Raw genomic sequence first — 23856 nt, 5'->3', positions numbered from 1 at the left:
CTTTTTTTATCGCGAGAATCCCTTACAGTCCTCCGGCGTCGCGCTTGGTATTCGGCGCCGGCGTAGACGGCGGCGTACGGCCGTTGTTGGTCAGCCGCGACAGCGTCTCGGTGCGCACCTGGAACGGCGGGTACGGCAGCGTGATGCCGTGCTCGCGATAGCCCGCCAGGATCAGCTGGTGGATCTCGTGGCGCAGCGGCATGCGGTGGCCCATCTCGGCGGCGTAAATACGCATCTCGAAGATCTGGATGCCCTGTTGCAGATCGACCAGGTAAACCTCCGGCGCCGGATTATCCAGCACCAGCGAGCAGCGTTCGGCGGCGTTCATCAGGATTTTGGTCACCTCCTCGCTGTTGGCTTCGCCCGGCGCCGGTACGGTCAGCACCACACGGGTCAGGGTGTCCGACAGCGACCAGTTGACGAACTGTTCGGTGATGAACGCTTTGTTCGGCACGATGATCTCTTTGCGGTCCCAGTCCGAAATGGTGGTGGCGCGGGTATTGATCTTGGTGACGGTGCCGGTCAGGTTGCGGATCGTCACGGTGTCGCCGATGCGGATCGGTTTCTCGAACAGGATGATCAGGCCGGAGATGAAGTTAGAGAAGATCTCCTGCATGCCGAAGCCCAACCCCAGACTGAGCGCGGTAACCACCCACTGCAGTTTTGACCATTCGATGCCGATCCAGGCGAAGCTGAGCACCGCGCCGAACAGCAGCAGCAAGTACTTGGTGATGGTGGTGATGGCGTAGCCGGTGCCCGGCGACAGATCCAAGTGCTGCAGCACCGCCAGCTCCAGCAGCGCCGGCAGGTTGCGCACCAGCTGCATGGTGATGATCAGCACCAGAATAGCGATCAGAACCGCGCCGAGGGTGATCGGATGGGCGGTCTCTACGCCGTTCACCGTCGAAGTCACGTCCCACAGCGAGATGTTTTCCAGGAAGGCGAACGCGGAGTGGATCTCGGACCACAGCACGATCACCGACACCAGCGCGATCAGCGTCAGGATCGACCGCACCAGCCGCAGCGACTGGGCGCTGATGGTGTCCAGATCGAAGTCCGAATCGTCCGGATCGATGGCGCCTTCGGTGCTGTTCGGGGTGTGCGAGGTTTCGTCTTCGCCGCGGGCGCGCTGGGCCAGGATGTCGGCGCGGCGCTGTTTGGCGCGATCGAAGGCGATGCGCCGCCGTTGGATCAGCATCCAGCGGCGGATGATGTGGTAGATGACCAGCAACAGGAACCAGATCGCCACCGAGGTCTCCAGGCGCGCCAACAGCGCCTGCGCGGTGGTGAGGTAACCGACGGTCGACGCCAGCGCCGCCAGCAGCGGCGCCGACAGCAGCAGCCCCCAGAAGGCGCTGTTGAGCATGTTGTCGCCGGAGCCGTTTTTATCCAGATACAGCGGAATGCCGGCGCGTTTCAGGCTGTGGGTGACCAGCGCCAGCGCCAGACACAGCAGGATAAAGCACAGCCGTCCCAGGGTGTTGGCGAACTCGCGTTCTTTCAGGCTATCGAAGGTGATCAGCGCCATGATCAGCGGCACGATCAGCCAGATCGACATCTTGTAGTAGCGCATGGCGCGCGAGACCTGCTTCGCCGGCCAGCGGAAGTGCACGATGAACAGCCCCTGCGGGTGGGCGAAGGCGGCGCAGATCATGCAGATCCACAGGATCGGCAGCGTGGCGGTCACCCCTTTGCCGATCGCTTCTGCCACCGGGTAGTTCCAGGCGCTCTGCAGGCCGTAACCGAGCGCGGCCCACAGCACCGGCAGCGGCATCGCCACCAGAATCGACCAGAACACGGTGCGCACCGTGAGGAAGAATTCGTCCTGCGTCACCTTGCCGACGCGGCTGCTGGCGCGCTCGAGGAAGGCGTGATAGTGCTTGCGTGAACTGATGCTGAAAATCACCAGCAGCAGGGCGCCGAAGATCGGGATCAGCGTTTCGCGGCTGGTCACCATCATCATGAAGGCGCCGCCGAGCTGCGACAGCGTGTCCAACGACAGGACGCGCGTCAGATCGTGCGCCACGTTGAGCGGATAAGAGAAGTTGATCGGATTGACGTCCGGCACCCAGAACAGATAGCGGTGGGTGGCGTCGCGAATTTCGTTCAACGCTTCGATCAGTTGGGTGTTGGCCACCTTCAGCTTGGTCAGCTCGAGGATTTGGGTGTCGCAACCGGACAGCAGCGAGTTGAGCAGCTCGCGCTGGGTGCGCAGCTGGGCATCGACGATGCGCTGCTCCTGGCTGGTCAGCGCGCTGCCGTCGTCGCGCTTGAATTCGCGCTGCGACAGCTTTTCCAACTGATTTTCAAACTGCAGGCGCTGCACGCGCAGCTGGGCCATGTCGCCGTCCAGCTGTTGCGGCTTGGGCATTTCCGGCAGCGTCGCCACTTGGGCGCGCAGGGTTTCCCCCAGCGCCGACGACGAGCCGAGCCACTGGGCCTGTTCGATGATGGTGCTCAGCGCCTGGCGCACCTGCAGCGTCTGTGCCGCCGCCTGCCGCTGCTGCGACGAAATCAGATCCATGCGCTGCGCCTGGCTGTTCAGCGCGGCGGACAGTTCGCGGTTGATCTGCAACTGTTGGCTGATGCTTCTTGGCAAGTCGCCGTTCTGCTCGGCCAACTGCTCGGTTTTTTCCAGCGCCAGTTCCGCTTCGCGTTGGCGCTGGGCATTGAGGTTGTTGCGCAGCGCCTGCAGCTGCACGTCTATTTTCTCGTGGCGCTTTTTATAGACCTCGGCGCGCATGCGCGCCAGCTCCTGCCGGTTGTTGGCCGACAGCTGCGCCAGCTCCAGCTCGTCCACTTTGGCTTTGCGCGCCGCCGCTTCGGTCTGCAGCAGGGCCAGGGCGGCCTGCGCGTACGGCGTGGTCGGGTTGGCAGGCTGCGCCTGCAGGCGGCGCTGCACTTCCGTCAGCGCACGGCGAGCGTCGGTCTGCTGCTGCGGCAGCTGGCCGAGCGAATCGCTGATCTCCCGCGTGCGATCCTGCTCTTGCTGCAGCAGGCGCGCCTGTTCCAGCAGCAGGCTGCTGGTTTGCAGGATCTGCTGTTCCAGCTCGGCGGCCGGCAAATCGTCGCCGTTCGGCAGGATCTTGTTGCTTTCCAGCACCAACTGACGGCGCAGCTCCTGCGTCATCTTCGGGAAATCGTCGATCACCCTCTGATACTGCTCGGAGCGAGTCTGCGACTCTTTGCGCTCCGTCAGCCAGTTGAGGGCGCTTTGCAGCGCCTCGGTGGTTTCCGCCTGATTCGGCGCGTTTTTGCTGCTTTCCGCCTGCTTCAGCTCCTGTTTGAGCTGGCTCTCGGTCGGCACGGGGGCGGCCAGCGCCGGTTGCCACAACAGGCAACCGAGCAAAAGCGTGATGAAAAGGCGCACGGCGTCGATTCCTTTAGATCGGGGTCTGTGGTGTTTCAGCGGCGGCCGGGATTTCGGCGAAGGCTTCACCCATGCGGGTGACGGTGCCGTTATGCAGCTGCGGCGCAAACTGCACGCTGCCTGCGGTAAACAGGTTGATCACCGTGGAGCCGAGCTTGAAACGGCCCATCTCGGCGCCTTTTTCCAATGTGATGGCGCCTTCTTCACCAGCGGCCGGGTAGGTCCAGCGCTTGATAATGCCTTCGCGCGGCGGCGTGACGGTGCCGGCCCAGACGGTTTCAATGCTGCCGACGATGGTGGCGCCGACCAGGATTTGCACCATCGGCCCGATGTCGGTGTCGAAGACGCAGATCACGCGCTCGTTGCGTGCGAACAGGTTAGGCACGTTGGCGGCGGTGAGCGGGTTGACCGAGAACAGATCGCCCGGCACATAGATCATTTCGCGCAGCACGCCGGCGCACGGCATGTGGACGCGGTGATAGTCGCGCGGCGCCAGGTAGGTGGTGGCGAACAGGCCGTTGCGGAACGGCTCGGCCAACAGATAGTTGCCGGCCAGCAGCGCTTCCAGGCTGTAGTGGTGGCCTTTGGCCTGGAAGATTTGATCCTCGCGGATCGGGCCGAGCTGGCTGATGGCGCCATCGGCGGGCAGCGCCAGCCAGTTGGCGTCGGCGATGATCGGGCGCGCGCCATCGCGCAGCGGGCGCACGAAGAAGTCGTTGAAGGTGGCGTAAGACGCCAGGTCCGGGTTTTGCGCTTCCTGCATGTCCACGCGGTAGTAGCGGGCGAAGGTTTTGACCACCAGTTGGGTCAGCCAGCCGGCACGTTTGTCGGCGCCCCAGCCCGCCAGGCGGGTCAGCGCCAGCTTCGGCAGCCAATATTGCAGTTTAATCTTGATGCTATCCAGCACGTTAACCTCGTGAATCAGGGTAAAGGGCGCGCATTGTAACGAGGGCTCCGCCGTCGTCAATGCCCGCCCGTCAGTGTCAGTCTGCGGCGTCCGTGAAGTTCTTGCGAACCTTCACCTGCGCCATGCTTTCCAGAATGCGGTGGTAGTTGTCGAAACGCTCTTGCGCGATATCGCCTTTCTCCATCGCCGCGCGGATAGCGCAGCCGGGATCGGTATCGTGGCGGCAGTCGCGGAATTTGCAACCGCCTAAATAATCACGGAATTCGACAAAGCCGCGGGTAATTTGTTCCGGCTCCAGGTGCCACAGGCCAAACTCGCGCACTCCGGGGGAGTCGATCACGTCGCCGCCGTGCTGGAAGTGGTACAGCCGCGCGGCGGTGGTGGTATGTTGCCCGAGGCCCGAGACGTCGGAAACCTGATTTACCAGAATTTGCTCTTCAGACGGCGGCAGCAGCGCGTTCAGCAGGCTGGATTTGCCGACCCCCGACTGGCCGGCGAAGATGCTGATGCGCCCGGCCAGCGCCTGTTCGAATTCCGCCATGCCTTCCCGCGTCTGGCTGGAGACTTCCAGCACCCGGTAGCCAATCTTGCGATAGATATCCATCATGCCGTCGACCAGCTTGCGCGCTTCGGCGTCCAGCAGGTCAATTTTGTTGAGCACGATCAGCGGCTCGACTTCGAGCGTTTCGCAGGCCACCAGATAGCGGTCGATGATGTTCAGCGACAGCTCGGGCAGGATCGCCGACACAATGACGATCTGATTGATATTGGCGGCGATCGGCTTCACGCCGTCATAGAAGTCCGGGCGCGTCAGCACCGAGGTGCGCTCGTGCACCGCTTCCACGATGCCCTTCACCCCTTCATGGGTGCCCAGGCCGGGGCGCCACACCACGCGATCGCCGGTGACCAGCGAACGCAGCGTGCGGCGGATGTTGCAGCGGTGCTGAGTGCCATCCGGCGCCTCAACGTCGGCGTGCATGCCGAAACGGCTGATGACGACGCCTTCCTGCGGCTCGCCCAGCTGGGAATCATCCGGTTCCGGTTTGTTATCGGCGCGCTTCAAACGGCGCTGATGGTTCGCCTGCACGCGGCGTTGCTGACCTTTGGACAGTTTGTTCTTACTCACTGCGCCTCACTTGAATCGGTTTTATACCTTTACGTATATGCACAGCCGCGGCGGGGAGTTGCCCCCGGCGCAGCCTTGAACCCGTCAGGGTATATGTCGCCCAAGGCGACCAAAAAGACTATGATACACGCTATTTTATATTAAATAACCGTTGTTAGCCGCCGGCTGCGGCGCGTCGCCACCGGCGGCGCCCGTCGTCTCGTCCGCACAGCGTTTTTCTCTCGGCTTTTAGGCAGGAAACATCATGACAGGAAACGAAAATAACCTGATTTGGATCGATTTGGAGATGACCGGGCTGGATCCCGAGCGTGACCGCATTATCGAGATCGCCACGCTGGTCACCGACGCCAACCTGAACATCCTGGCCGAAGGGCCGGTGATCGCCGTGCACCAATCCGACGAGCAGCTGGCCTTGATGGACGAGTGGAACGTGCGCACCCATACCGGCAGCGGGCTGGTGGAGCGGGTGAAAGCCAGCCGCCAGGACGATCGCGCCGCCGAGCTGGAAACCATCGCCTTCCTGCAGCAATGGGTGCCGGCCGGCAAATCGCCGATCTGCGGCAACAGCGTGGGCCAGGATCGCCGTTTCCTGTTCCGCTACATGCCGGAGCTGGAAGCCTACTTCCATTACCGCTACCTGGACGTCAGCACGCTGAAGGAACTGGCACGCCGTTGGAAGCCGGAAATTCTTGGCGGCTTTAAGAAGCAGGGCACCCATCAGGCGCTGGATGACATCCGCGAATCGGTGGCCGAACTGGCTTATTACCGCGAACATTTCATTCAGCTTTAAGGCGATGGCGGCCCCTGCGGGGAAAATACGCCGTTTTTAGCCGCTTAATTCGCCAATCTGGCGCTTTAATCGGCAATCAAACAAAAATCGCGTTTTTTTGCTTTCAGGGGCTTGCGGCAAAAAGGATTTCTCGTATAATGCGCACCCCGTACCGATGAAGAATTTCGTAACGTTCCACCATCGATACGCCGGGCGGGAATAGCTCAGTTGGTAGAGCACGACCTTGCCAAGGTCGGGGTCGCGAGTTCGAGTCTCGTTTCCCGCTCCAAATTCAACAATGTCGCGATGCGGCATGATGAATAAATAAAGCAGTATCAAGCAGTACCTATGCGACGCGGGAATAGCTCAGTTGGTAGAGCGCAACCTTGCCAAGGTTGAGGTCGCGAGTTCGAGCCTCGTTTCCCGCTCCAAAAATTCAAAGGTCACGCCAGTGTTTGGTGACCGGATGCCGAAAGCATCTCTATGCGGGAATAGCTCAGTTGGTAGAGCACGACCTTGCCAAGGTCGGGGTCGCGAGTTCGAGTCTCGTTTCCCGCTCCAATTTTCTCTTCGTTTCAAACTCAAGTCCAACGCCTTATCCGGCGCGGATTTTTGTCCCGTTTTACACGCCCGGTAAAAATGTTGTGAACAGAGTTATCCACAGCCTCTGCACATAAACTCGCCTGCCTGAAAAATCAACGTCATACAAATTAAATATTTATCTATTTGATTTATATGCTTATTTATTTATCCCAAAACGTTATGCCGATCACTTGCTCTTTTTGTTGCAGTTGAAAGACAACGTGTTTTTATTTTTATGCACAAATCCACAGAGTAAGGATGCCGGTGATGCGGCCGCGCGGCGCACGCCGTCAGGCGTCCCTCGGCAAACCTTTTTCCACAGCCCGTATCAGCCGTTTTTTCTGTGCCGTCTGCACCTCGATGCCCTGCGCTTCACGGCGAGCAAGCTGTTGCGCCAGCGCCCAGTGGATATGCTCGTCCAGCATGCTGTCCTGGCCCAAACGCGTGCGCAGCGCGAGCACGACGCCGTCCTCATAAGGCGCATTGCCCAGCGCCATGGCGATATTGCGCAACCAGCGCAGGTGGCCGATGCGGCGTATCGCCGAGCCTTCGGTGATGCGCAGGAATTTTTCTTCTGTCCAGTTGAACAGATCGATCAGCTGCGGCGCATGCAGTGCGGCGCGCGGGCTGAAATCGTCTTCGTCAGTGAGCTGCGAAAAGCGATTCCACGGGCAGATCAGCTGGCAGTCGTCGCAGCCGTAGATGCGGTTGCCGAGCAGCGGGCGAAATTCTTCCGGGATCGCGCCTTCCAGCTCGATGGTGAGGTAGGAGATGCAGCGCCGGGCGTCGACAGTATAGGGGGCGACGATGGCGCCGGTCGGGCAAGTGGTGATGCAGGCGACGCAGCGGCCGCACTGCTCTTCCTGCGGCCGATCCACCGGCAGCGGCAGATCGATCAGCAACTCGCCGAGGAAAAACCACGACCCGGCTTCACGGTTGAGAATTAGTGAGTGTTTACCAACCCAGCCGATGCCCGCCTTGGCGGCCAGCGCGCGCTCCATCACCGGCGCAGAATCGACAAAGGGGCGGAAATTCAACTCGCCGCAGTATTCCTGGATCTGATCGCCCAGTTTTTTCAGGCGCTGGCGCAACAGCTTGTGATAGTCACGCCCCAGCGCGTAGCGGCTGACGTAGCCCAGTTGCGAATTCTGCAAGGTGCTGGCGAACGCCGCCTTGGCCGGCAGGTAGTTCATGCGTACGCTGATCACTCGCAGCGTGCCCGGCAACAGTTCGTGAGGGCGTGCGCGCAACATGCCGTGGCGCGCCATCCATTCCATCTCGCCGTGGTACTGCTTGTCGAGCCAGGCCTGCAGCTTCGGCTCTTCAAGGCTCAGATCGGTATCGCAGATGCCAACCTGCTGGAATCCTAGCGATTGCCCCCATTGCTTGATATGTTGGGCGAGTTGATGAAGATCGAGGGGGTGCGTCATGACGGGCCACAGTGAAAAAGCATACGCTGACAGTTTACCACACTCTGTCTGGCCTGCGGATTGGATCCGTCGCTCGGAACCCGCGGCGGCGGCCTCGCTCGGTATTTCTCTTTACGATTTGATGCAGCGCGCCGGTCAGGCGGCCTACGCGCTGGCTCGCAACGCGTACCCCTCCCGTGACCACTGGCTGGTGCTGTGTGGCCACGGCAACAACGGCGGCGACGGCTATGTGGTGGCGCGCCTGGCGAAGGCGGCGGGCGTGCAGGTGACGCTGATCGCCTGCGAAGGCGCACGCCCTTTGCCACCGGAAGCCGCAGCGGCTCGCGAGGCCTGGCAAGCTGCAGGCGGCGACATTCTGCCGGCGAACAGCCGCTGGCCGGCGTCTGTTTCGCTCATTATCGACGGCTTGCTGGGCACTGGCCTTGGCAGCGCGCCGCGCGCGCCTTTTGATGCGCTGATTGAGGCCGCCAACCGCCATTCGGCGCCGGTGGTGGCGCTCGATGTCCCGTCCGGGCTGCTGGCGGAAAGCGGCGCGGCGCCGGGCGCGGTGGTGCGTGCCGCGCATACCGTCACGTTCATCGGCCTCAAACCGGGGCTGCTGACCGGCCAGGCGCGCGACTGGGTCGGGCAACTTCATCAGAATGCGCTAGGCTTATCGGGTTGGTTGGCGAAGCAACCGGAGCAGATTCAGCGGCTTACCGCCGAGGCGTTGCCGCGCTGGCTGCATCCGCGCCGTCCTTGCGCGCATAAGGGCGAGCATGGCCGCCTGCTGTTGGTGGGCGGCGATAGCGGTTTCGGTGGCGCCATTCGCATGGCGGCGGAAGCGGCGCTGCGCAGCGGGGCTGGATTGGTGCGAGTGCTTACTCACATTGATCATGTTGCGCCGCTGCTGGCGGCCAGGCCGGAGCTGATGGCGCAGGCGCTCGACGAGGCGACGCTGCGGCAGGCGATGCAATGGGCGGATGTGCTGGTGATTGGCCCGGGGCTGGGCCAGGCTGAGTGGGGCAAAAACGCCTTGAGCGTGCTGCAAACCAGCGATAAACCAGCCTTGTGGGACGCCGATGCGCTGAACTTGCTGGCATTAAATCCCGAGAAACGGCAGAATCGCGTGATGACTCCGCATCCTGGAGAGGCGGCGCGGCTGTTGAGCTGCAGCACTGCCGACATCGAGAGTGATCGCTTACTTGCTGTGCGCAAGCTGACGGCGCGCTACGGCGGCGTGGCGGTGCTGAAAGGCGCCGGTACGCTGATCGCCGATGAGCAGGGGCAGATGGCGATCGCCGACGTCGGCAACGCCGGCATGGCCTCCGGCGGCATGGGTGATGTGCTGTCGGGCATCATCGGCGGTTTGCTGGCGCAAAAGCTCCCGCTGTATGATGCCGCCTGTGCGGGCTGCGTCGTGCATGGCGCGGCCGGCGATCGCGTAGCGGAAAGACAAGGAACAAGAGGCATGTTGGCGACCGATTTACTGCCGGACATCCTTCATTTCGTTAACCCTGAGTGGGCAAAATAGACTTTATCGAATGAAAGAACTCGTTTTACCTCTGCCGGACGAGGCAGCGACTGTCGCTTTGGGCACCACTTTGGCCAAGGCCTGCGATCGCGCCAGCGTCATCTATCTCTACGGCGACCTGGGCGCCGGTAAAACCACCTTCAGCCGTGGCTTCTTGCAGGCGTTGGGGCATCAGGGCAATGTCAAAAGCCCGACCTACACGCTGGTGGAACCCTATGCCTTGCAGCCGCTGGCGGTGTATCACTTCGATCTGTATCGCCTGGCCGATCCGGAAGAGCTTGAATTCATGGGCATTCGTGATTACTTCGCGCAAGACGCCATCTGCCTGGTCGAATGGCCGCAGCAGGGCACCGGCGTGCTGCCGGAGCCGGATCTGGCGCTGCACCTCAGCTATCAGGGCGAGGGGCGAGAGGCGAAGATCGAGGCGATTTCCGCATACGGCAGCCAGTTGTTAGACCGCATTCATGGATCACAGGGATGATGCTGCAATGACGCATGCGTTGAAAAAATTTGCGGTCATCATGCTGATCGCCGTGCTGGGGCCGCTCGGCGCGTTGAACGCGCTGGCGGCGTCCTCGCTGTCCGATATCAAAGTGTCGAACGCCCAACGCGAAGCGACGGTGTCGGTGAGCTTCAATGGCCCGCCGGACTATGCGTTTTTCCCGCTGCACGGCCCGGAACGGGTGGTGCTGGACGTTAACCAGAAGGGCAAAGTCGGCGGCCTGCCGCTCAACTTTAGCGGGCAAAACCTGGTAAAGAGCATTCGCTCCAGCGCGCCGAAAGACGCTCAGAGCGTGCGCCTGGTGTTTGATCTGACCCAGCGCGCCAAAACCCGCGTTTCCACTCGCCAGAACGGCGGCGTGCATACCGTGGTGTTCACCATTTCGGCCGAAGGCGGCGCCAATATCGTGGCGCGTAAAGCGCCGGTGCAAACGCCTCCGCCGGTCGCCGTCAGTCAACCGCCGCGTCAGGCGCCGGTTGCGGTGCGTGAAGCGCCGGAGCCGCCGCTGCGCAAAGCGCCGACGGGATCGAATCCCTTTACCCAAAAACAGACTGTGGTCGCAGGCACCGCCACTGAGGTCACGCCGCGCAGCAGCCGCGTTTCCGCCGGTTCCGGCGATCGGGTGGTGGTGGCGATCGACGCCGGCCACGGCGGCCAGGATCCGGGGGCCATTGGCCCGAGCGGGTTGAAAGAAAAGAATGTCACCATCGCCATCGCACGCCGCCTGCAGGCGATGCTGGACGCCGATCCGCAGTTCAAACCGGTGCTGACGCGTAACGGCGACTATTTCATCTCGGTGATGGGGCGTTCCGACGTTGCGCGCAAACAGGGCGCCAACGTGCTGGTCTCCATTCATGCCGACGCCGCGCCAAACCGCAGCGCCAGCGGCGCTTCCGTCTGGGTGCTGTCCAACCGCCGCGCCAACAGCGAAATGGCCGGCTGGCTGGAACAGCACGAGAAGCAGTCTGAGCTGCTCGGCGGCGCCGGCGATTTGCTGGCCAACAGCCAGGCCGACCCTTATCTGAGCCAGGCGGTGCTGGATCTGCAGTTCGGCCACTCGCAGCGCGTCGGGTACGATGTGGCGGTGAAAGTGCTGCAGCAGCTGCAGAGCGTCGGATCGTTGCATAAACGTCGGCCGGAACACGCCAGCCTGGGCGTGCTGCGTTCGCCGGATATTCCATCGCTGCTGGTGGAAACAGGATTTATCAGTAATAGCACGGAGGAGCGGCTGCTGGGCAGTAGCGCGTATCAGGAGAAGATTGCCAAGGCCATTCATAACGGCCTGCGCAGCTACTTCCTGGCGCATCCGCTGCAAGCCGACCCAAAGGTGGAAAACCGACCGCTGGACGTCGCAGCGGCGGTTAACACCTCAACACCAGACGTGCGCCAGCCGGAGCCTATCGTCAGCCCGGCCGGCGCGAGCCGCAGCGTTAGCGGCAAGACCCAGATCCACGTGGTGAAGCGGGCGGAGACGCTGTCCGGCATCGCCGACAGCTACGGCACCACCATGGCGGCCCTGCGGGATCTGAACAAACTGAAGAAAGACGGCGTGTGGGTCGGGCAACGCCTGAAGGTGCCGGCGGGGAAAACCGCCGCCGTCACCGCCGTCGCCAAGGCGAAAACGCCGGCGAAGAAGCCGTCTAAACATAAAGTGGCCCGTGGGGACACGCTGTCCTCTATCGCTTCTCGTTATGGGGTCAGCGTCGGCGATCTGAAACGGGTCAATAATCTGAAGTCGGACGTCGCGCCGCTGGATCGGACGTTGACCATTCCGCAGGCCTAGCGCCACCGCTACAGGAGTCAGCATGCCTATCCAGGTGTTACCGCCACAGCTCGCCAACCAGATCGCCGCCGGAGAGGTGGTTGAACGCCCCGCGTCGGTGGTCAAAGAGCTGGTGGAAAACAGTCTGGACGCCGGTGCGACGCGCATCGATATCGATATCGAACGCGGCGGTGCCAAGCTGATCCGCATTCGCGATAACGGCTGCGGCATCGGCAAGGACGATTTGGCGCTGGCGCTGGCGCGGCATGCCACCAGTAAAATCAGCACGCTCGACGACCTGGAAGCGATCGTCAGCCTCGGTTTTCGCGGCGAAGCGCTGGCCAGTATCAGTTCGGTGTCCCGTTTGACCCTGACGTCGCGCACCGCCGAGCAGAGCGAAGCGTGGCAAGCCTACGCCGAAGGGCGCGAGCAGGCGGTGACGGTCAAACCCGCTGCACACCCGGTCGGCAGCACACTGGAAGTGCTGGATCTGTTTTACAACACGCCGGCGCGCCGCAAGTTCATGCGCACCGAGAAAACCGAATTTGGCCATATCGATGAAGTGGTGCGGCGCATCGCGCTGGCGCGTTTCGATGTGGCGATCAACCTCAGCCACAACGGCAAACTGATCCGCCAATACCGGGCGGCGAAGGAAGAGAGCCAGCACGAGCGCCGTTTAGGCAGCATCTGCGGCCCGGCGTTTTTACAGCATGCGTTGAGCATCGACTGGCAGCACGGCGATCTGAGCATCCGCGGTTGGGTGGCGGATCCGGCCGGGGCACGCCAACTGGGTGAAATGCAGTATTGTTACGTCAACTGCCGCATGATGCGCGATCGCTTGATCAACCACGCCATTCGTCAGGCCTATCAGGACCAGTTGAAGGACGATCAGCAGCCCGCTTACGTGCTGTATCTGGAGGTCGATCCGCACCAGGTGGATGTCAACGTTCATCCCGCCAAGCACGAGGTGCGTTTCCATCAGGCGCGGCTGGTGCACGATTTTATCTACCAGGCAGTGACCACCGTGCTGCAACAGGCCGGGCAGACGCCGTCGCTGCCGCTGGCGGAAACGCCGGACGAAGCGCCCGCGCCGGTCTGGCAGCAGGAAAACCGCGTCGCCGCCGGCGGCAACCATTTTTCTTTGCCGGCGTCGCGACGTGAAACGCCGTCATCGCCCGGCGCCGCCCGCGAGCGCGCGCCGCAGCCCGGTTGGCAAACGGCGGGCGGTTACCAAAAACGCGAAGGCGAGCTGTACGGTAAACTGATGCAGCCCGCCGCCGAGCCGCCGGCCGAGGCCGCGCCGGAAGTCTCAAGCAAGCCGCCGCTGTTCCCGCCGGCGAAAGCCGCAGCGGAAACGCCGTTGGCGGGTGGCCAGCACAGTTTTGGCCGAGTGTTGATGATCCATCCGCCGTGTTATGCGTTGATTGAACAGTGCCAGCAGCCGGCGTTGCTCAATCTGACGGTGGCGGAACGCTGGCTGCGCCAGGCGCAGCTCAACCCGCCGGCAGAAGGGCTGCGGCCGCAGCCGCTGCTGATCCCAGTCAAGCTGACGTTGGAGAAGAGCGAAGCGGCGGCCATCGCGCGGCATCAGGCGCTGCTGACGATGATGGGGCTGGATCTGCAGGCGGATCACGGCCGTGTGACGCTGCGCGCAGTGCCTTTACCATTACGCCAACAAAATTTACAAAAACTGATACCCGAACTGTTAGGCTATCTGGCCGAACATCAGGAGATGTCGCCCGCGGTGCTGGCTACCTGGCTCGCTCGCCGCCTTGGCAGCGAACATGAACAGTGGAACACCTCGCAAGCGATACAATTGCTGACCGACGTTGAACGACTTTGCCCGCAGCTGGTCAAATCGCCACCGAGCGGACTTTTACAACCCGTTGATTTACAGGCCGCACTGGCGGCCCTCAAGCATGACTGACACTGAAATGACACCACGTCCCCCGGCTATTTTCATCATGGGGCCAACCGCCTCAGGCAAGACTGCGCTGGCGATCGCGCTGCGTGAACGCCTGCCGGTGGAGCTGATCAGCGTCGATTCCGCGCTGATTTACCGCGGCATGGATATCGGCACCGCCAAGCCGAGCGCCGAAGAATTGGCGCAGGCGCCGCACCGGCTGATCGATATCCGCGATCCCGCCGAAGCTTACTCGGCCGCGGAGTTCCGCGCCGATGCGCTCAAAGAGATGGCCGACATCACCGCCGCCGGCCGCATTCCGCTGTTGGTGGGCGGCACCATGTTGTATTTCAAGGCGTTGCTGGAAGGATTGTCGCCGTTGCCGTCCGCCGATCCCGCGGTGCGCGAGCGCATCGAACGGCAAGCGGCGGAGCAGGGCTGGGAGGCGTTGCACCGTCAGTTACAGGCGATCGATCCGGTCGCGGCATTGAGAATTCATCCGAATGATCCGCAGAGACTGTCCAGAGCACTGGAAGTTTTTTTTATTTCGGGTAAAACTTTAACGGAACTGACTCAAATTTCGGGTGAATCGTTGCCGTATCAAGTTCACCAATTTGCGATAGCGCCGACCAGCCGTGAGTTGATCCATCAACGCATCGAGCTGCGGTACCATCAAATGTTGGCGGCGGGTTTTGAGACGGAAGCGCGTGCACTTTTCGCACGGGGTGATTTGCATACGGACTTGCCCTCCATTCGCTGTGTCGGTTACCGCCAGATGTGGTCATACTTGTCTGGTGAAATTAGTTACGATGAGATGGTTTATCGTGGTATTTGCGCAACACGTCAGTTGGCTAAACGCCAGATGACCTGGTTACGGGGTTGGGAGTCGGTCCATTGGTTGGACAGTGAAAAGCCGGGAGAGGCTTTGGACTCGGTGACACAGGTTGTTAGTGCATAGGTTGGGTGATTGTGTACAATTGCTGAGTATTCAGCGCGCAAATTTTTTACGTCGTTTATTTTAGAGCCGACAGGTTCTTAGTTACAAACAACAAGCAAATAAGGAAAAGATAGAATGGCTAAGGGGCAATCTTTGCAAGATCCGTTCCTGAACGCATTGCGTCGTGAACGTGTTCCGGTTTCTATTTATTTGGTGAATGGTATTAAGCTGCAAGGCCAGATTGAGTCTTTTGACCAGTTTGTCATCCTGTTGAAGAACACGGTTAGCCAGATGGTGTACAAGCACGCTATCTCTACCGTTGTCCCGTCACGCCCGGTTTCGCATCACAGCAACAACCCGAGCGGCGGTTCAAGCAACTATCACCATGGCAACAATCCGTCTGCGCAGCAACAGCCGCAGCAGGAAAGCGATGACGCTGAATAAAGCGCGTTGCAAGTCAACCATGACGGGGAGCATAAGCAGCCGCGGGCTGTTTATGTCCCCCAAACTCACGGTGAGTGTCCGTTTGAGAGGTTGCACGCTTGTTTGACCGTTATGAAGCCGGTGAGCAGGCCGTACTGGTTCATATCTATTTCTCGCAAGACAAAGATACGGAAGACCTCAACGAGTTCGAATCGCTGGTCTCCTCAGCCGGTGTCGAAGCTTTGCAAGTGGTGACTGGTAGCCGCAAAGCCCCGCATCCGAAGTACTTTGTCGGCGAAGGAAAGGCCGAAGAAATTGCAGATGCGGTGAAAGCCAGCGGCGCGTCTGTTGTCCTGTTTGATCATTCCCTTTCCCCGGCGCAGGAAAGAAACCTCGAGCGCCTGTGCGAATGCCGGGTGATCGATCGCACCGGGCTGATTTTAGACATCTTTGCCCAGCGTGCCCGCACCCATGAAGGTAAGCTGCAGGTGGAGCTGGCGCAGTTGCGTCACATCGCCACGCGCCTGGTACGCGGCTGGACGCACCTGGAGCGGCAAAAAGGGGGGATTGGCCTGCGCGGGCCGGGGGAAACCCAGCTTGAGACCGACCGTCGCCTGTTGCGCGATCGCATCAGCTTGATTCTGCGCCGCCTGGAGCGGGTAGAAAAGCAGCGTGAACAAGGCCGACGCGCGCGGACCCGCGCCGATGTGCCGACCGTATCGCTGGTGGGCTACACCAACGCCGGCAAATCCACCCTGTTTAACCGAATAACGTCTGCCGAGGTGTATGCGGCGGACCAGCTATTTGCCACCCTGGATCCTACGTTGCGGCGCATTGACGTGCCGGACGTGGGGGATACCGTGTTGGCGGATACCGTAGGCTTTATCCGGCACCTGCCGCACGATCTGGTGGCCGCCTTCAAGGCGACGCTGCAGGAAACGCGCCAGGCATCTCTGCTGCTGCACGTCATCGATGCCGCAGATCCGCGCGTCGATGAGAACATCGAAGCGGTGAACACCGTGCTGGCGGAGATAGACTCGGATGAAATTCCTACACTGTTAGTGATGAACAAAATAGATATGCTGGACGATTTTGTGCCGCGTATCGACCGCAACGACGAAAACCTGCCGATCCGGGTGTGGCTGTCCGCCGCCAGCGGAGAGGGTATTCCGTTGCTGTATCAGGCGTTGACGGAGCGCTTATCGGGGGAGATCGCGCATTACGAATTGCGCTTACCGCCACGGGCAGGCCGTCTTCGCAGCCGTTTTTACCAGCTTCAGGCGATTGAAAAAGAGTGGAACGAAGAAGACGGCAGCATTGGCGTGGTGGTGCGAATGCCGATCGTCGAATGGCGTCGTCTCTGCAAGCAAGAACAGGACCTGATTGACTTTATCGTATGATCATATCCTGTTACATTTATGCTTCGCGAAAGCCTGAAGTACCCAATCACAGAATATGGAGCTAAAACATGGCGTGGAATCAGCCCGGTAATAACGGACAGGACCGCGACCCGTGGGGGAGCAGCAATAACAATGGCGGCAACTCTGGCGGTAACAACAAAGGCGGTCGTGATCAAGGGCCACCTGATTTGGACGATATCTTCCGCAAACTGAGCAAGAAATTGAGCGGTTTCGGCGGGGGCAAAGGCTCCAACAGCAATAGCGGCGGCACCGGCACCTCTGGTCCGGGCTTCAGCGGCCGCATTATCGGTATCGCGGCGGTCGCCGTGGTGGTGATCTGGGCCGCCAGCGGCTTCTACACCATCAAGGAAGCCGAGCGCGGCGTCGTGACGCGTTTCGGTAAGTTCAGTCATCTGGTGCAGCCGGGCCTGAACTGGAAGCCGACCTTCATCGACGACGTGCGTCCGGTGAACGTGGAGTCCGTGCGCGAATTGGCAGCGTCCGGCGTGATGCTGACCTCCGATGAAAACGTGGTGCGCGTGGAAATGAACGTGCAGTACCGCGTGACCAACCCGGAAGCGTACCTGTTCAGCGTCGTCAATGCCGACGACAGCCTGAGCCAGGCGACCGACAGCGCCCTGCGCGGCGTGATCGGCAAATACTCGATGGACCGCATCCTGACCGAAGGCCGTACCGTGGTGCGTAACGATACGCAGCGCATGCTGGAAGAGACCATTCGTCCTTACAACATGGGCATCACGCTGCTGGACGTCAACTTCCAGGCGGCGCGTCCGCCGGAAGAGGTGAAGGCGTCGTTCGACGATGCGATCGCCGCGCGTGAGAACGAGCAGCAATACATCCGTGAAGCGGAAGCTTACGCCAACGAAGTTCAGCCGCGTGCGAACGGCCAGGCGCAGCGTTTGCTGGAAGACTCCAAGGCTTATAAGGACCGCACCGTCCTGGAAGCTCAGGGTGAGGTGGCGCGCTTTGCCAAGCTGTTGCCGGAATACAAGTCCGCACCGCAGATCACCCGCGAGCGTCTGTATATCGAAACCATGGAAAAAGTGCTGGGCCATACCCGTAAGGTGTTGGTGAGCGACAAAGGCAACAACCTGATGGTGCTGCCGCTGGATCAGATGCTGCGCGGCCAAGGCGCGGCGACGGAGAGCGGCAACAAGGATACCAGCCTGATTCGCCTCAATCCGAATCCTGCGCCGGCTGCCAACAGCAGCACTCCGCGCACCAGCGGCGGATCGGTTATGGATCAGCGCCGGGCGAATGCGCAGCGTGACGACACCACTCGCGTAGGGAGAGAGTAATCAATGCGTAAGTCTTTTGTAGTTATTGTCCTCGCGGTGCTGGTGGTGCTGTACGCTTCGCTGTTCGTGGTGCAGGAAGGCCAGCGCGGCATCGTGCTGCGCTTCGGCAAGGTGCTGCGCGATGGCGAAAACAAGCCGCTGGTGTATGCGCCGGGTCTGCACCTCAAGATCCCATTCATTGAGACCGTGAAGAACCTGGATGCGCGCATCCAGACCATGGACAACCAGGCCGATCGCTTCGTGACCAGCGAGAAGAAAGACCTGATCGTCGACTCCTATCTGAAGTGGCGCATCAGCGATTTCAGCCGTTACTATCTGGCGACCGGCGGCGGCGACGTCTCCCAGGCCGAAGTGCTGCTGAAACGCAAGTTCAGCGACCGTCTGCGTTCCGAAATCGGCCGCCTGGACGTGAAAGACATCGTGACCGACTCGCGCGGCAAGCTGATGTCTGACGTGCGTGACGCGCTGAACACCGGCACAGTGGGCGACGGCGAAGAAGTGGCGACCACCGAAGCCGATGACGCTATCGCCTCTGCGGCGGCGCGCGTTGAGCGGGAAACCACCGGCAAACAGCCGCAGGTGAACCCGAACAGCATGGCGGCGCTGGGCATCGAAGTGATCGACGTGCGTATCAAGCAGATCAACCTGCCAGCCGAAGTGTCCGACGCCATCTACCAGCGTATGCGCGCCGAGCGTGAAGCGGTAGCCCGTCGTCTGCGCTCGCAGGGCCAGGAAGAAGCCGAGAAGCTGCGCGCCAGCGCGGATTACGAAGTGACCCGTACCCTGGCGGAAGCAGAGCGTCAGGCGCGTATCACCCGCGGTGAAGGCGATGCCGAAGCAGCCAAGCTGTTCGCCAACGCGTTCAGCCAGGATCCGGACTTCTATGCCTTTATCCGCAGCCTGCGTGCCTATGAAGCCAGCTTCAAGGACAATCAGGACGTGCTGGTACTGAGCCCGGACAGCGATTTCTTCCGCTACATGAAGTCGCCTGATACCCTGCGCAAATAAGCGCGGGAGGCAATCTGATCGAGGGCCCGTTTACGCGGGCCCTTTCTCGTTTTTGGGGGATGCATGAACTCAACGATTTGGCTGGCGCTCGGGCTGGTTCTGGTGCTGGAAGGATTGGGGCCGATGCTGTTTCCGCAGGCCTGGCGCAAAATGATTGTGGCGATGTCGCAGTTGCCGGACGCGACGCTGCGGCGATTTGGCGGTGGAATAGTGGTTGCGGGCTGCGTGATCTACTACATGTTGAGCGGCCGCACGGGTCTTTAAAGTCTAGCCCAAAATTTATGCAATCGTATGCTAAAAGTGCTGAAAATCGAAAATTACGGTGGTAGAATCCATTTTTAAGCAATCGGTGATTTTGAAAAATGGGTAAGAACGTCGTCGTACTGGGCACCCAATGGGGTGACGAAGGTAAAGGCAAGGTTGTAGACCTGCTGACTGAACGGGCTCAATATGTTGTGCGCTACCAAGGTGGCCATAACGCTGGCCACACTCTGGTAATCAACGGTGAAAAAACCGTTCTTCATTTAATTCCTTCAGGTATTCTGCGTGAAAACGTCACCAGCATCATCGGCAACGGTGTTGTTCTGGCGCCGGACGCGTTGATGAAAGAAATGGGTGAACTCGAAGCGCGTGGCATCCCGGTACGCGAACGTCTGTTGCTCTCTGAAGCTTGCCCGTTGATCCTGCCTTACCACGTTGCGTTGGATAACGCGCGTGAGAAAGCGCGCGGCGCGAAAGCGATCGGCACCACCGGTCGCGGCATCGGCCCGGCTTACGAAGATAAAGTGGCTCGTCGCGGCCTGCGCGTCGGCGATCTGTTCAACAAAGAAACTTTCGCCGTTAAGCTGAAAGAGATCGTCGATTACCACAACTTCCAGCTGGTCAACTACTACAAAGTTGACGCCGTCGATTATCAGGCGACGCTGGACTATGTGCTGTCTATCGCCGACATCCTGACCGCCATGGTGGTTGACGTTTCCGAACTGCTGGACGGCGCGCGCAAGCGTGGCGACCTGATCATGTTCGAAGGCGCTCAGGGCACCCTGCTGGATATCGACCACGGTACTTACCCGTACGTTACCTCTTCCAACACCACCGCAGGCGGCGTAGCTACCGGTTCCGGCATTGGCCCACGTTATGTGGACTACGTGCTGGGCATCGTGAAAGCCTACTCCACTCGCGTGGGTGCAGGTCCGTTCCCAACCGAACTGTTCGATGAAACCGGCGAGTACCTGTGCAAGCAGGGTAACGAGTTCGGCGCCACCACCGGCCGTCGTCGTCGTACCGGCTGGCTGGACGCGGTAGCGGTGCGCCGCGCCGTGCAGATCAACTCCCTGTCCGGCTTCTGCCTGACCAAACTGGACGTCCTGGACGGCCTGAAAGAAGTGAAGATCTGCGTGGGCTACCGCATGCCGGACGGCCGCGAAGTGGACACCACTCCGCTGGCGGCTGAAGGCTGGGAAGGCATCGAGCCTATCTACGAAACCATGCCGGGCTGGAGCGAAACCACCTTTGGCGTGAAAGAGCACAGCAAGCTGCCTCAGGCTGCGCTGAACTACATCAAGCGCATCGAAGAAGTGACCGGCGTACCGGTAGACATCATCTCTACCGGCCCGGATCGCAGCGAAACCATGATCCTGCGCGACCCGTTCGACGCATAATCAGGCTTTGCGGCATTAAACAAACCGGGCGCGTCCCGGTTTGTTTTTATCCTGACTCCCTCCGATTGCGGTTTCACGTCAAAAAATCCTTTCATAAACCCGCCTTAGGGCGCGGGATTCGCTAAATAATTAGCGACGAACTCTCCGGCTGGTTTATTATCCAATGAGTAATCTTTTGAATAGCGCCGAAAAGCGGCGTATCAGACGGGTAAAGTGATACCCAGAGGTAAGATGTGCAGTTAACAAGTTTTACTGATTATGGCCTGCGGGCGTTGATCTACATGGCCTCGTTGCCGCAGGACAAGATGACCAGCATCTCGGAAGTGACCGAGGTTTATGGCGTGTCTCGCAACCATATGGTGAAGATCATCAATCAGTTGAGCCGGGTGGGTTTTGTCACGGCGGTGCGCGGCAAGCATGGCGGCATCCGTTTGGGCAAACCGGCCGAGAGCATTCGCCTCGGCGACGTGGTGCGGGCGCTGGAGCCGCTCGCGCTGGTTAACTGCAGCAGCGAGTTTTGCCACATCACCCCTGCCTGCCGATTGAAGCAGGTGCTCCACCAGGGCGTACAGAATTTCCTTGAAGAGCTGGATAAGCATACGTTGGCCGACATGGTCGAAGACAATCCGCCGCTCTACAAGCTATTGCTTGTCGAATAAAACGACGTTGAGAAGACAAGGCTCAACGTCATCCTGCTGATGACAACGGAGGAACCGCAATGTCACAAGATCCATTCCTGGAACGAGAAGCAGAAAAATACGAATCCCCTATCCCCAGCCGTGAATATATCCTGGCCCATTTGGCGAAAAGAGAAACGCCGGCCAGCCGCGAAGAACTGGGCAACGAATTGGGTCTCAGCGGTGAAGAACAGCTGGAAGCGCTGCGCCGCCGCCTGCGCGCCATGGAGCGCGATGGACAGTTAGTGTTTACCCGCCGCCAGTGCTACGCGCTGCCGGAACGTTTGGATCTGCTGCGCGGCACGGTGATCGGCCACCGTGACGGCTACGGCTTCCTGCGCGTTGAAGGCAGCAAAGACGACCTGTACCTGTCCGCCGAACAGATGAAAATGGCGATCCACGGTGACGTGGTGCTGGCGCAGGCGCTGGGCGCGGATCGCAAAGGGCGCCGCGAAGCGCGCATCGTGCGCGTGCTGGTGCCGAAAACCAGCCAGATCGTCGGCCGCTTCTTCATGGACGCCGGTACCGGCTTCGTGGTGCCGGACGACAGCCGTCTGAGCTTCGATATTCTGATCCCGGCGGACAGCGTCAGCGGCGCGCGCATGGGCTTTATGGTGGTGGTGGAGTTGACTCAGCGTCCGACCCGCCGCACCAAGGCGGTTGGCAAGATCGTTGAGATCCTCGGCGACAAGATGGGCACCAGCATGGCGGTGGACATCGCGCTGCGCACCCATGAGATCCCGCATACCTGGCCGCCGCAGGTGGAAAAACAGGTGGCCGATCTCAGCGAACAGGTGCCGGAAGCGGCCAAGAAGGGCCGCGTCGATCTGCGCAAGCTGCCGTTGGTCACCATCGATGGTGAAGACGCGCGCGACTTCGATGACGCCGTGTACTGCGAGAAAAAACGCGGCGGCGGTTGGCGCCTGTGGGTGGCGATCGCCGACGTCAGCTACTACGTGCGTCCGCGCACCGCGCTGGACGATGAAGCGCGCAGCCGCGGCAACTCGGTGTATTTCCCGTCGCAGGTGATCCCGATGCTGCCGGAAGTGCTGTCCAACGGGCTGTGCTCCCTGAACCCGCAGGTCGATCGCCTGTGCATGGTGTGCGAGATGACCATCTCCGCCCAGGGGCGCCTGTCCACGGCCAAGTTCTACGAGGCGGTAATGAGCTCTCACGCCCGCCTGACCTACAACAAGGTGTGGCACATTCTGCAGGGCGATCAGGAGCTGCGCGAGCATTACCATCCGCTGGTCAAGCACCTGGAAGAGCTGCACGCCATGTACAAGGTGCTGGATAAGGCGCGCGCCGAGCGCGGCGGCATCGCGTTCGAAACCGAAGAAGCCAAATTCATCTTCAACGCCGAGCGTCGCATCGAGCGCGTAGAGCCGACGGTGCGCAACGACGCCCACAAGCTGATCGAAGAGTGCATGATCATGGCCAACGTGGCGGCCGCGCGCTTCGTCGAGAAACGCAACGAGCCGGCGCTGTACCGCGTGCACGATCGTCCAAGCGACGATCACATCTCCGCACTGCGCAGCGTGCTGAGCGAACTGGGGCTGACGCTGGGCGGCGGCAATAAGCCGCAGCCGAAGGACTATGCGGTGCTGATGGATGAAGTGTCTGAGCGCCCTGACCACGAAATGCTGCAAACCATGTTGCTGCGCTCGATGAAACAGGCGATTTACGATCCGGAAAACCGCGGCCACTTCGGCCTGGCGCTGGCGTCTTACGGCCACTTCACCTCGCCGATCCGCCGTTATCCGGATCTGGCGCTGCACCGCGCGATCAAATATCAGCTGGCCAAAGAACACGGCGAGCCGAAAGAGCGCTGGACGCCGACCGGCGGCTGGCACAGCGAATTTGAAGAGATGCTGCAGCTGGGCGAACACTGCTCGATGACCGAGCGTCGCGCGGACGAAGCGACGCGCAACGTCGCCGACTGGCTGAAGTGCGACTTCATGCAGGATCACGTCGGTGAAGTGTTCAGCGGCATCATCTCCAGCGTGACCGGCTTCGGCTTCTTCGTGCGCCTGAACGATCTGTTTATCGACGGGCTGGTGCACGTATCAACGCTGGATAATGATTACTATCGCTACGATAATATCGGCCAGCGCCTGATCGGCGAGTCTTCCGGCACGGTCTATCGCCTGGGGGATACGGTGGAGATCCGCGTGGACGCGGTGCATATGGACGAGCGCAAGATCGACTTCGCGCTGGTGTCCAGCACCCGCAAAGCGCGCGGTGAAGGCAAAACCGAGCGCGATCGCGCCAAGAAAGGCGGCCAGCGTACGCTGCGCGACAACGGTAGCGCAGGGCGCGGCAAGCGCCGCGGCGGCAAACCGCCGGCCAACTTCGAGCCGGACAGCGCCTTCCGCAAGCAGGATGACGCCAAGCCTGCGGACAACGTGAAGAAGGCGAAAAAGAAAGCCAAGAAAGCGTCCGACAAAACGCGGAAAATCGCGGCGGCGACCAAAGCCAAACGCGCAGCCAAGAAGAAAGGTGCCGAGCAGGCCTAACCTGCCGCACATCGTTATCATCGGCCGGTTATCGCCGGCCGCACGAATTTA

General features: G+C 60.8%; 18 protein-coding genes and 3 tRNA genes. 17 read left to right on the top strand and 4 right to left on the bottom strand.

The window, feature by feature from the left end:
- Positions 1-22 precede the first annotated feature (22 nt).
- From mscM to rsgA, 3 genes are all read right to left on the bottom strand, one after another.
- Positions 23-3370, bottom strand: coding sequence for a miniconductance mechanosensitive channel MscM (gene mscM, locus GT753_RS22815; protein WP_015376383.1), 3348 nt, complete (start codon positions 3368-3370; stop codon positions 23-25).
- A gap of 13 nt (positions 3371-3383) precedes the next feature.
- Positions 3384-4277: an archaetidylserine decarboxylase gene (gene asd / locus GT753_RS22810; RefSeq protein ID WP_015376384.1), complete on the bottom strand. Its 894-nt coding sequence runs from the start codon at positions 4275-4277 to the stop codon at positions 3384-3386.
- Between the two features lie 76 nt (positions 4278-4353).
- Positions 4354-5403, bottom strand: coding sequence for a small ribosomal subunit biogenesis GTPase RsgA (gene rsgA / locus GT753_RS22805; protein ID WP_021504946.1), 1050 nt, complete (start codon positions 5401-5403; stop codon positions 4354-4356).
- Positions 5404-5647: 244 nt separating this feature from the next.
- On the opposite strand from rsgA, the gene orn reads away from it, so the two are divergent.
- From orn to GT753_RS22785, 4 genes are all read left to right on the top strand, one after another.
- A complete protein-coding gene (gene orn / locus GT753_RS22800; protein WP_004929689.1) occupies positions 5648-6193 on the top strand; it encodes an oligoribonuclease in 546 nt (181 codons plus the stop codon).
- Between the two features lie 192 nt (positions 6194-6385).
- Positions 6386-6461: transfer RNA gene (locus tag GT753_RS22795), tRNA-Gly, on the top strand.
- A 66-nt stretch (positions 6462-6527) separates the two neighbouring features.
- A tRNA-Gly gene (locus GT753_RS22790) sits at positions 6528-6603 on the top strand.
- Positions 6604-6657: 54 nt separating this feature from the next.
- Positions 6658-6733: transfer RNA gene (locus GT753_RS22785), tRNA-Gly, on the top strand.
- 311 nt (positions 6734-7044) lie between these two features.
- On the opposite strand, the gene queG is transcribed toward GT753_RS22785, so the two are convergent.
- Positions 7045-8184, bottom strand: a complete 1140-nt coding sequence (gene queG / locus GT753_RS22780; RefSeq protein WP_160125980.1) for a tRNA epoxyqueuosine(34) reductase QueG — start codon at positions 8182-8184, stop codon at positions 7045-7047.
- On the opposite strand from queG, the gene nnr reads away from it, so the two are divergent.
- The 13 genes from nnr to rnr all read left to right on the top strand — a co-directional run bounded on the left by nnr (position 8183) and on the right by rnr (position 23805).
- On the top strand, positions 8183-9697 hold the full coding sequence (gene nnr / locus GT753_RS22775; RefSeq protein WP_041922173.1) for a bifunctional ADP-dependent NAD(P)H-hydrate dehydratase/NAD(P)H-hydrate epimerase: 1515 nt from the start codon (positions 8183-8185) through the stop codon (positions 9695-9697). The genes queG and nnr overlap by 2 nt on opposite strands.
- A 10-nt stretch (positions 9698-9707) precedes the next feature.
- Complete coding sequence (gene tsaE / locus GT753_RS22770; RefSeq protein WP_025305017.1) at positions 9708-10178, top strand: tRNA (adenosine(37)-N6)-threonylcarbamoyltransferase complex ATPase subunit type 1 TsaE; 471 nt, start codon at positions 9708-9710, stop codon at positions 10176-10178.
- A 7-nt stretch (positions 10179-10185) separates the two neighbouring features.
- Entirely contained in the window at positions 10186-11982 is a 1797-nt protein-coding gene (gene amiB / locus GT753_RS22765; RefSeq protein WP_160125979.1) for an N-acetylmuramoyl-L-alanine amidase AmiB, read from the top strand.
- Between the two features lie 22 nt (positions 11983-12004).
- Positions 12005-13888, top strand: a complete 1884-nt coding sequence (gene mutL / locus GT753_RS22760; protein ID WP_088381169.1) for a DNA mismatch repair endonuclease MutL — start codon at positions 12005-12007, stop codon at positions 13886-13888.
- Positions 13881-14822, top strand: coding sequence for a tRNA (adenosine(37)-N6)-dimethylallyltransferase MiaA (miaA, locus tag GT753_RS22755; protein ID WP_049243000.1), 942 nt, complete (start codon positions 13881-13883; stop codon positions 14820-14822). Before mutL ends, miaA begins: the two co-directional genes overlap by 8 nt.
- Before the next feature lie 114 nt (positions 14823-14936).
- On the top strand, positions 14937-15245 hold the full coding sequence (gene hfq, locus GT753_RS22750) for an RNA chaperone Hfq (protein ID WP_004933678.1): 309 nt from the start codon (positions 14937-14939) through the stop codon (positions 15243-15245).
- A gap of 98 nt (positions 15246-15343) precedes the next feature.
- Positions 15344-16624, top strand: coding sequence for a ribosome rescue GTPase HflX (gene hflX, locus GT753_RS22745; RefSeq protein WP_004933675.1), 1281 nt, complete (start codon positions 15344-15346; stop codon positions 16622-16624).
- A 68-nt stretch (positions 16625-16692) separates the two neighbouring features.
- Positions 16693-17943 (top strand): FtsH protease activity modulator HflK, encoded by a 1251-nt coding sequence (gene hflK / locus GT753_RS22740; RefSeq protein ID WP_016929360.1) that lies wholly within the window; start codon positions 16693-16695, stop codon positions 17941-17943.
- A gap of 3 nt (positions 17944-17946) precedes the next feature.
- Positions 17947-18951 (top strand): protease modulator HflC, encoded by a 1005-nt coding sequence (gene hflC, locus GT753_RS22735; protein WP_004933669.1) that lies wholly within the window; start codon positions 17947-17949, stop codon positions 18949-18951.
- A 63-nt stretch (positions 18952-19014) separates the two neighbouring features.
- Entirely contained in the window at positions 19015-19215 is a 201-nt protein-coding gene (locus GT753_RS22730; protein WP_004933666.1) for a DUF2065 domain-containing protein, read from the top strand.
- Positions 19216-19313: 98 nt separating this feature from the next.
- Positions 19314-20612 (top strand): adenylosuccinate synthase, encoded by a 1299-nt coding sequence (locus GT753_RS22725; RefSeq protein WP_004933663.1) that lies wholly within the window; start codon positions 19314-19316, stop codon positions 20610-20612.
- 233 nt (positions 20613-20845) lie between these two features.
- Positions 20846-21271, top strand: coding sequence for a nitric oxide-sensing transcriptional repressor NsrR (gene nsrR, locus GT753_RS22720; RefSeq protein ID WP_004933660.1), 426 nt, complete (start codon positions 20846-20848; stop codon positions 21269-21271).
- A 59-nt stretch (positions 21272-21330) separates the two neighbouring features.
- Positions 21331-23805, top strand: a complete 2475-nt coding sequence (rnr, locus tag GT753_RS22715; protein WP_015376392.1) for a ribonuclease R — start codon at positions 21331-21333, stop codon at positions 23803-23805.
- Positions 23806-23856 lie beyond the last annotated feature (51 nt).

The sequence above is a fragment of the Serratia sp. Z4 genome, assembly GCF_009900725.1.
GTDB lineage: Bacteria > Pseudomonadota > Gammaproteobacteria > Enterobacterales > Enterobacteriaceae > Serratia > Serratia nematodiphila.
This window is presented reverse-complemented; position numbering and strand designations above follow the sequence as displayed.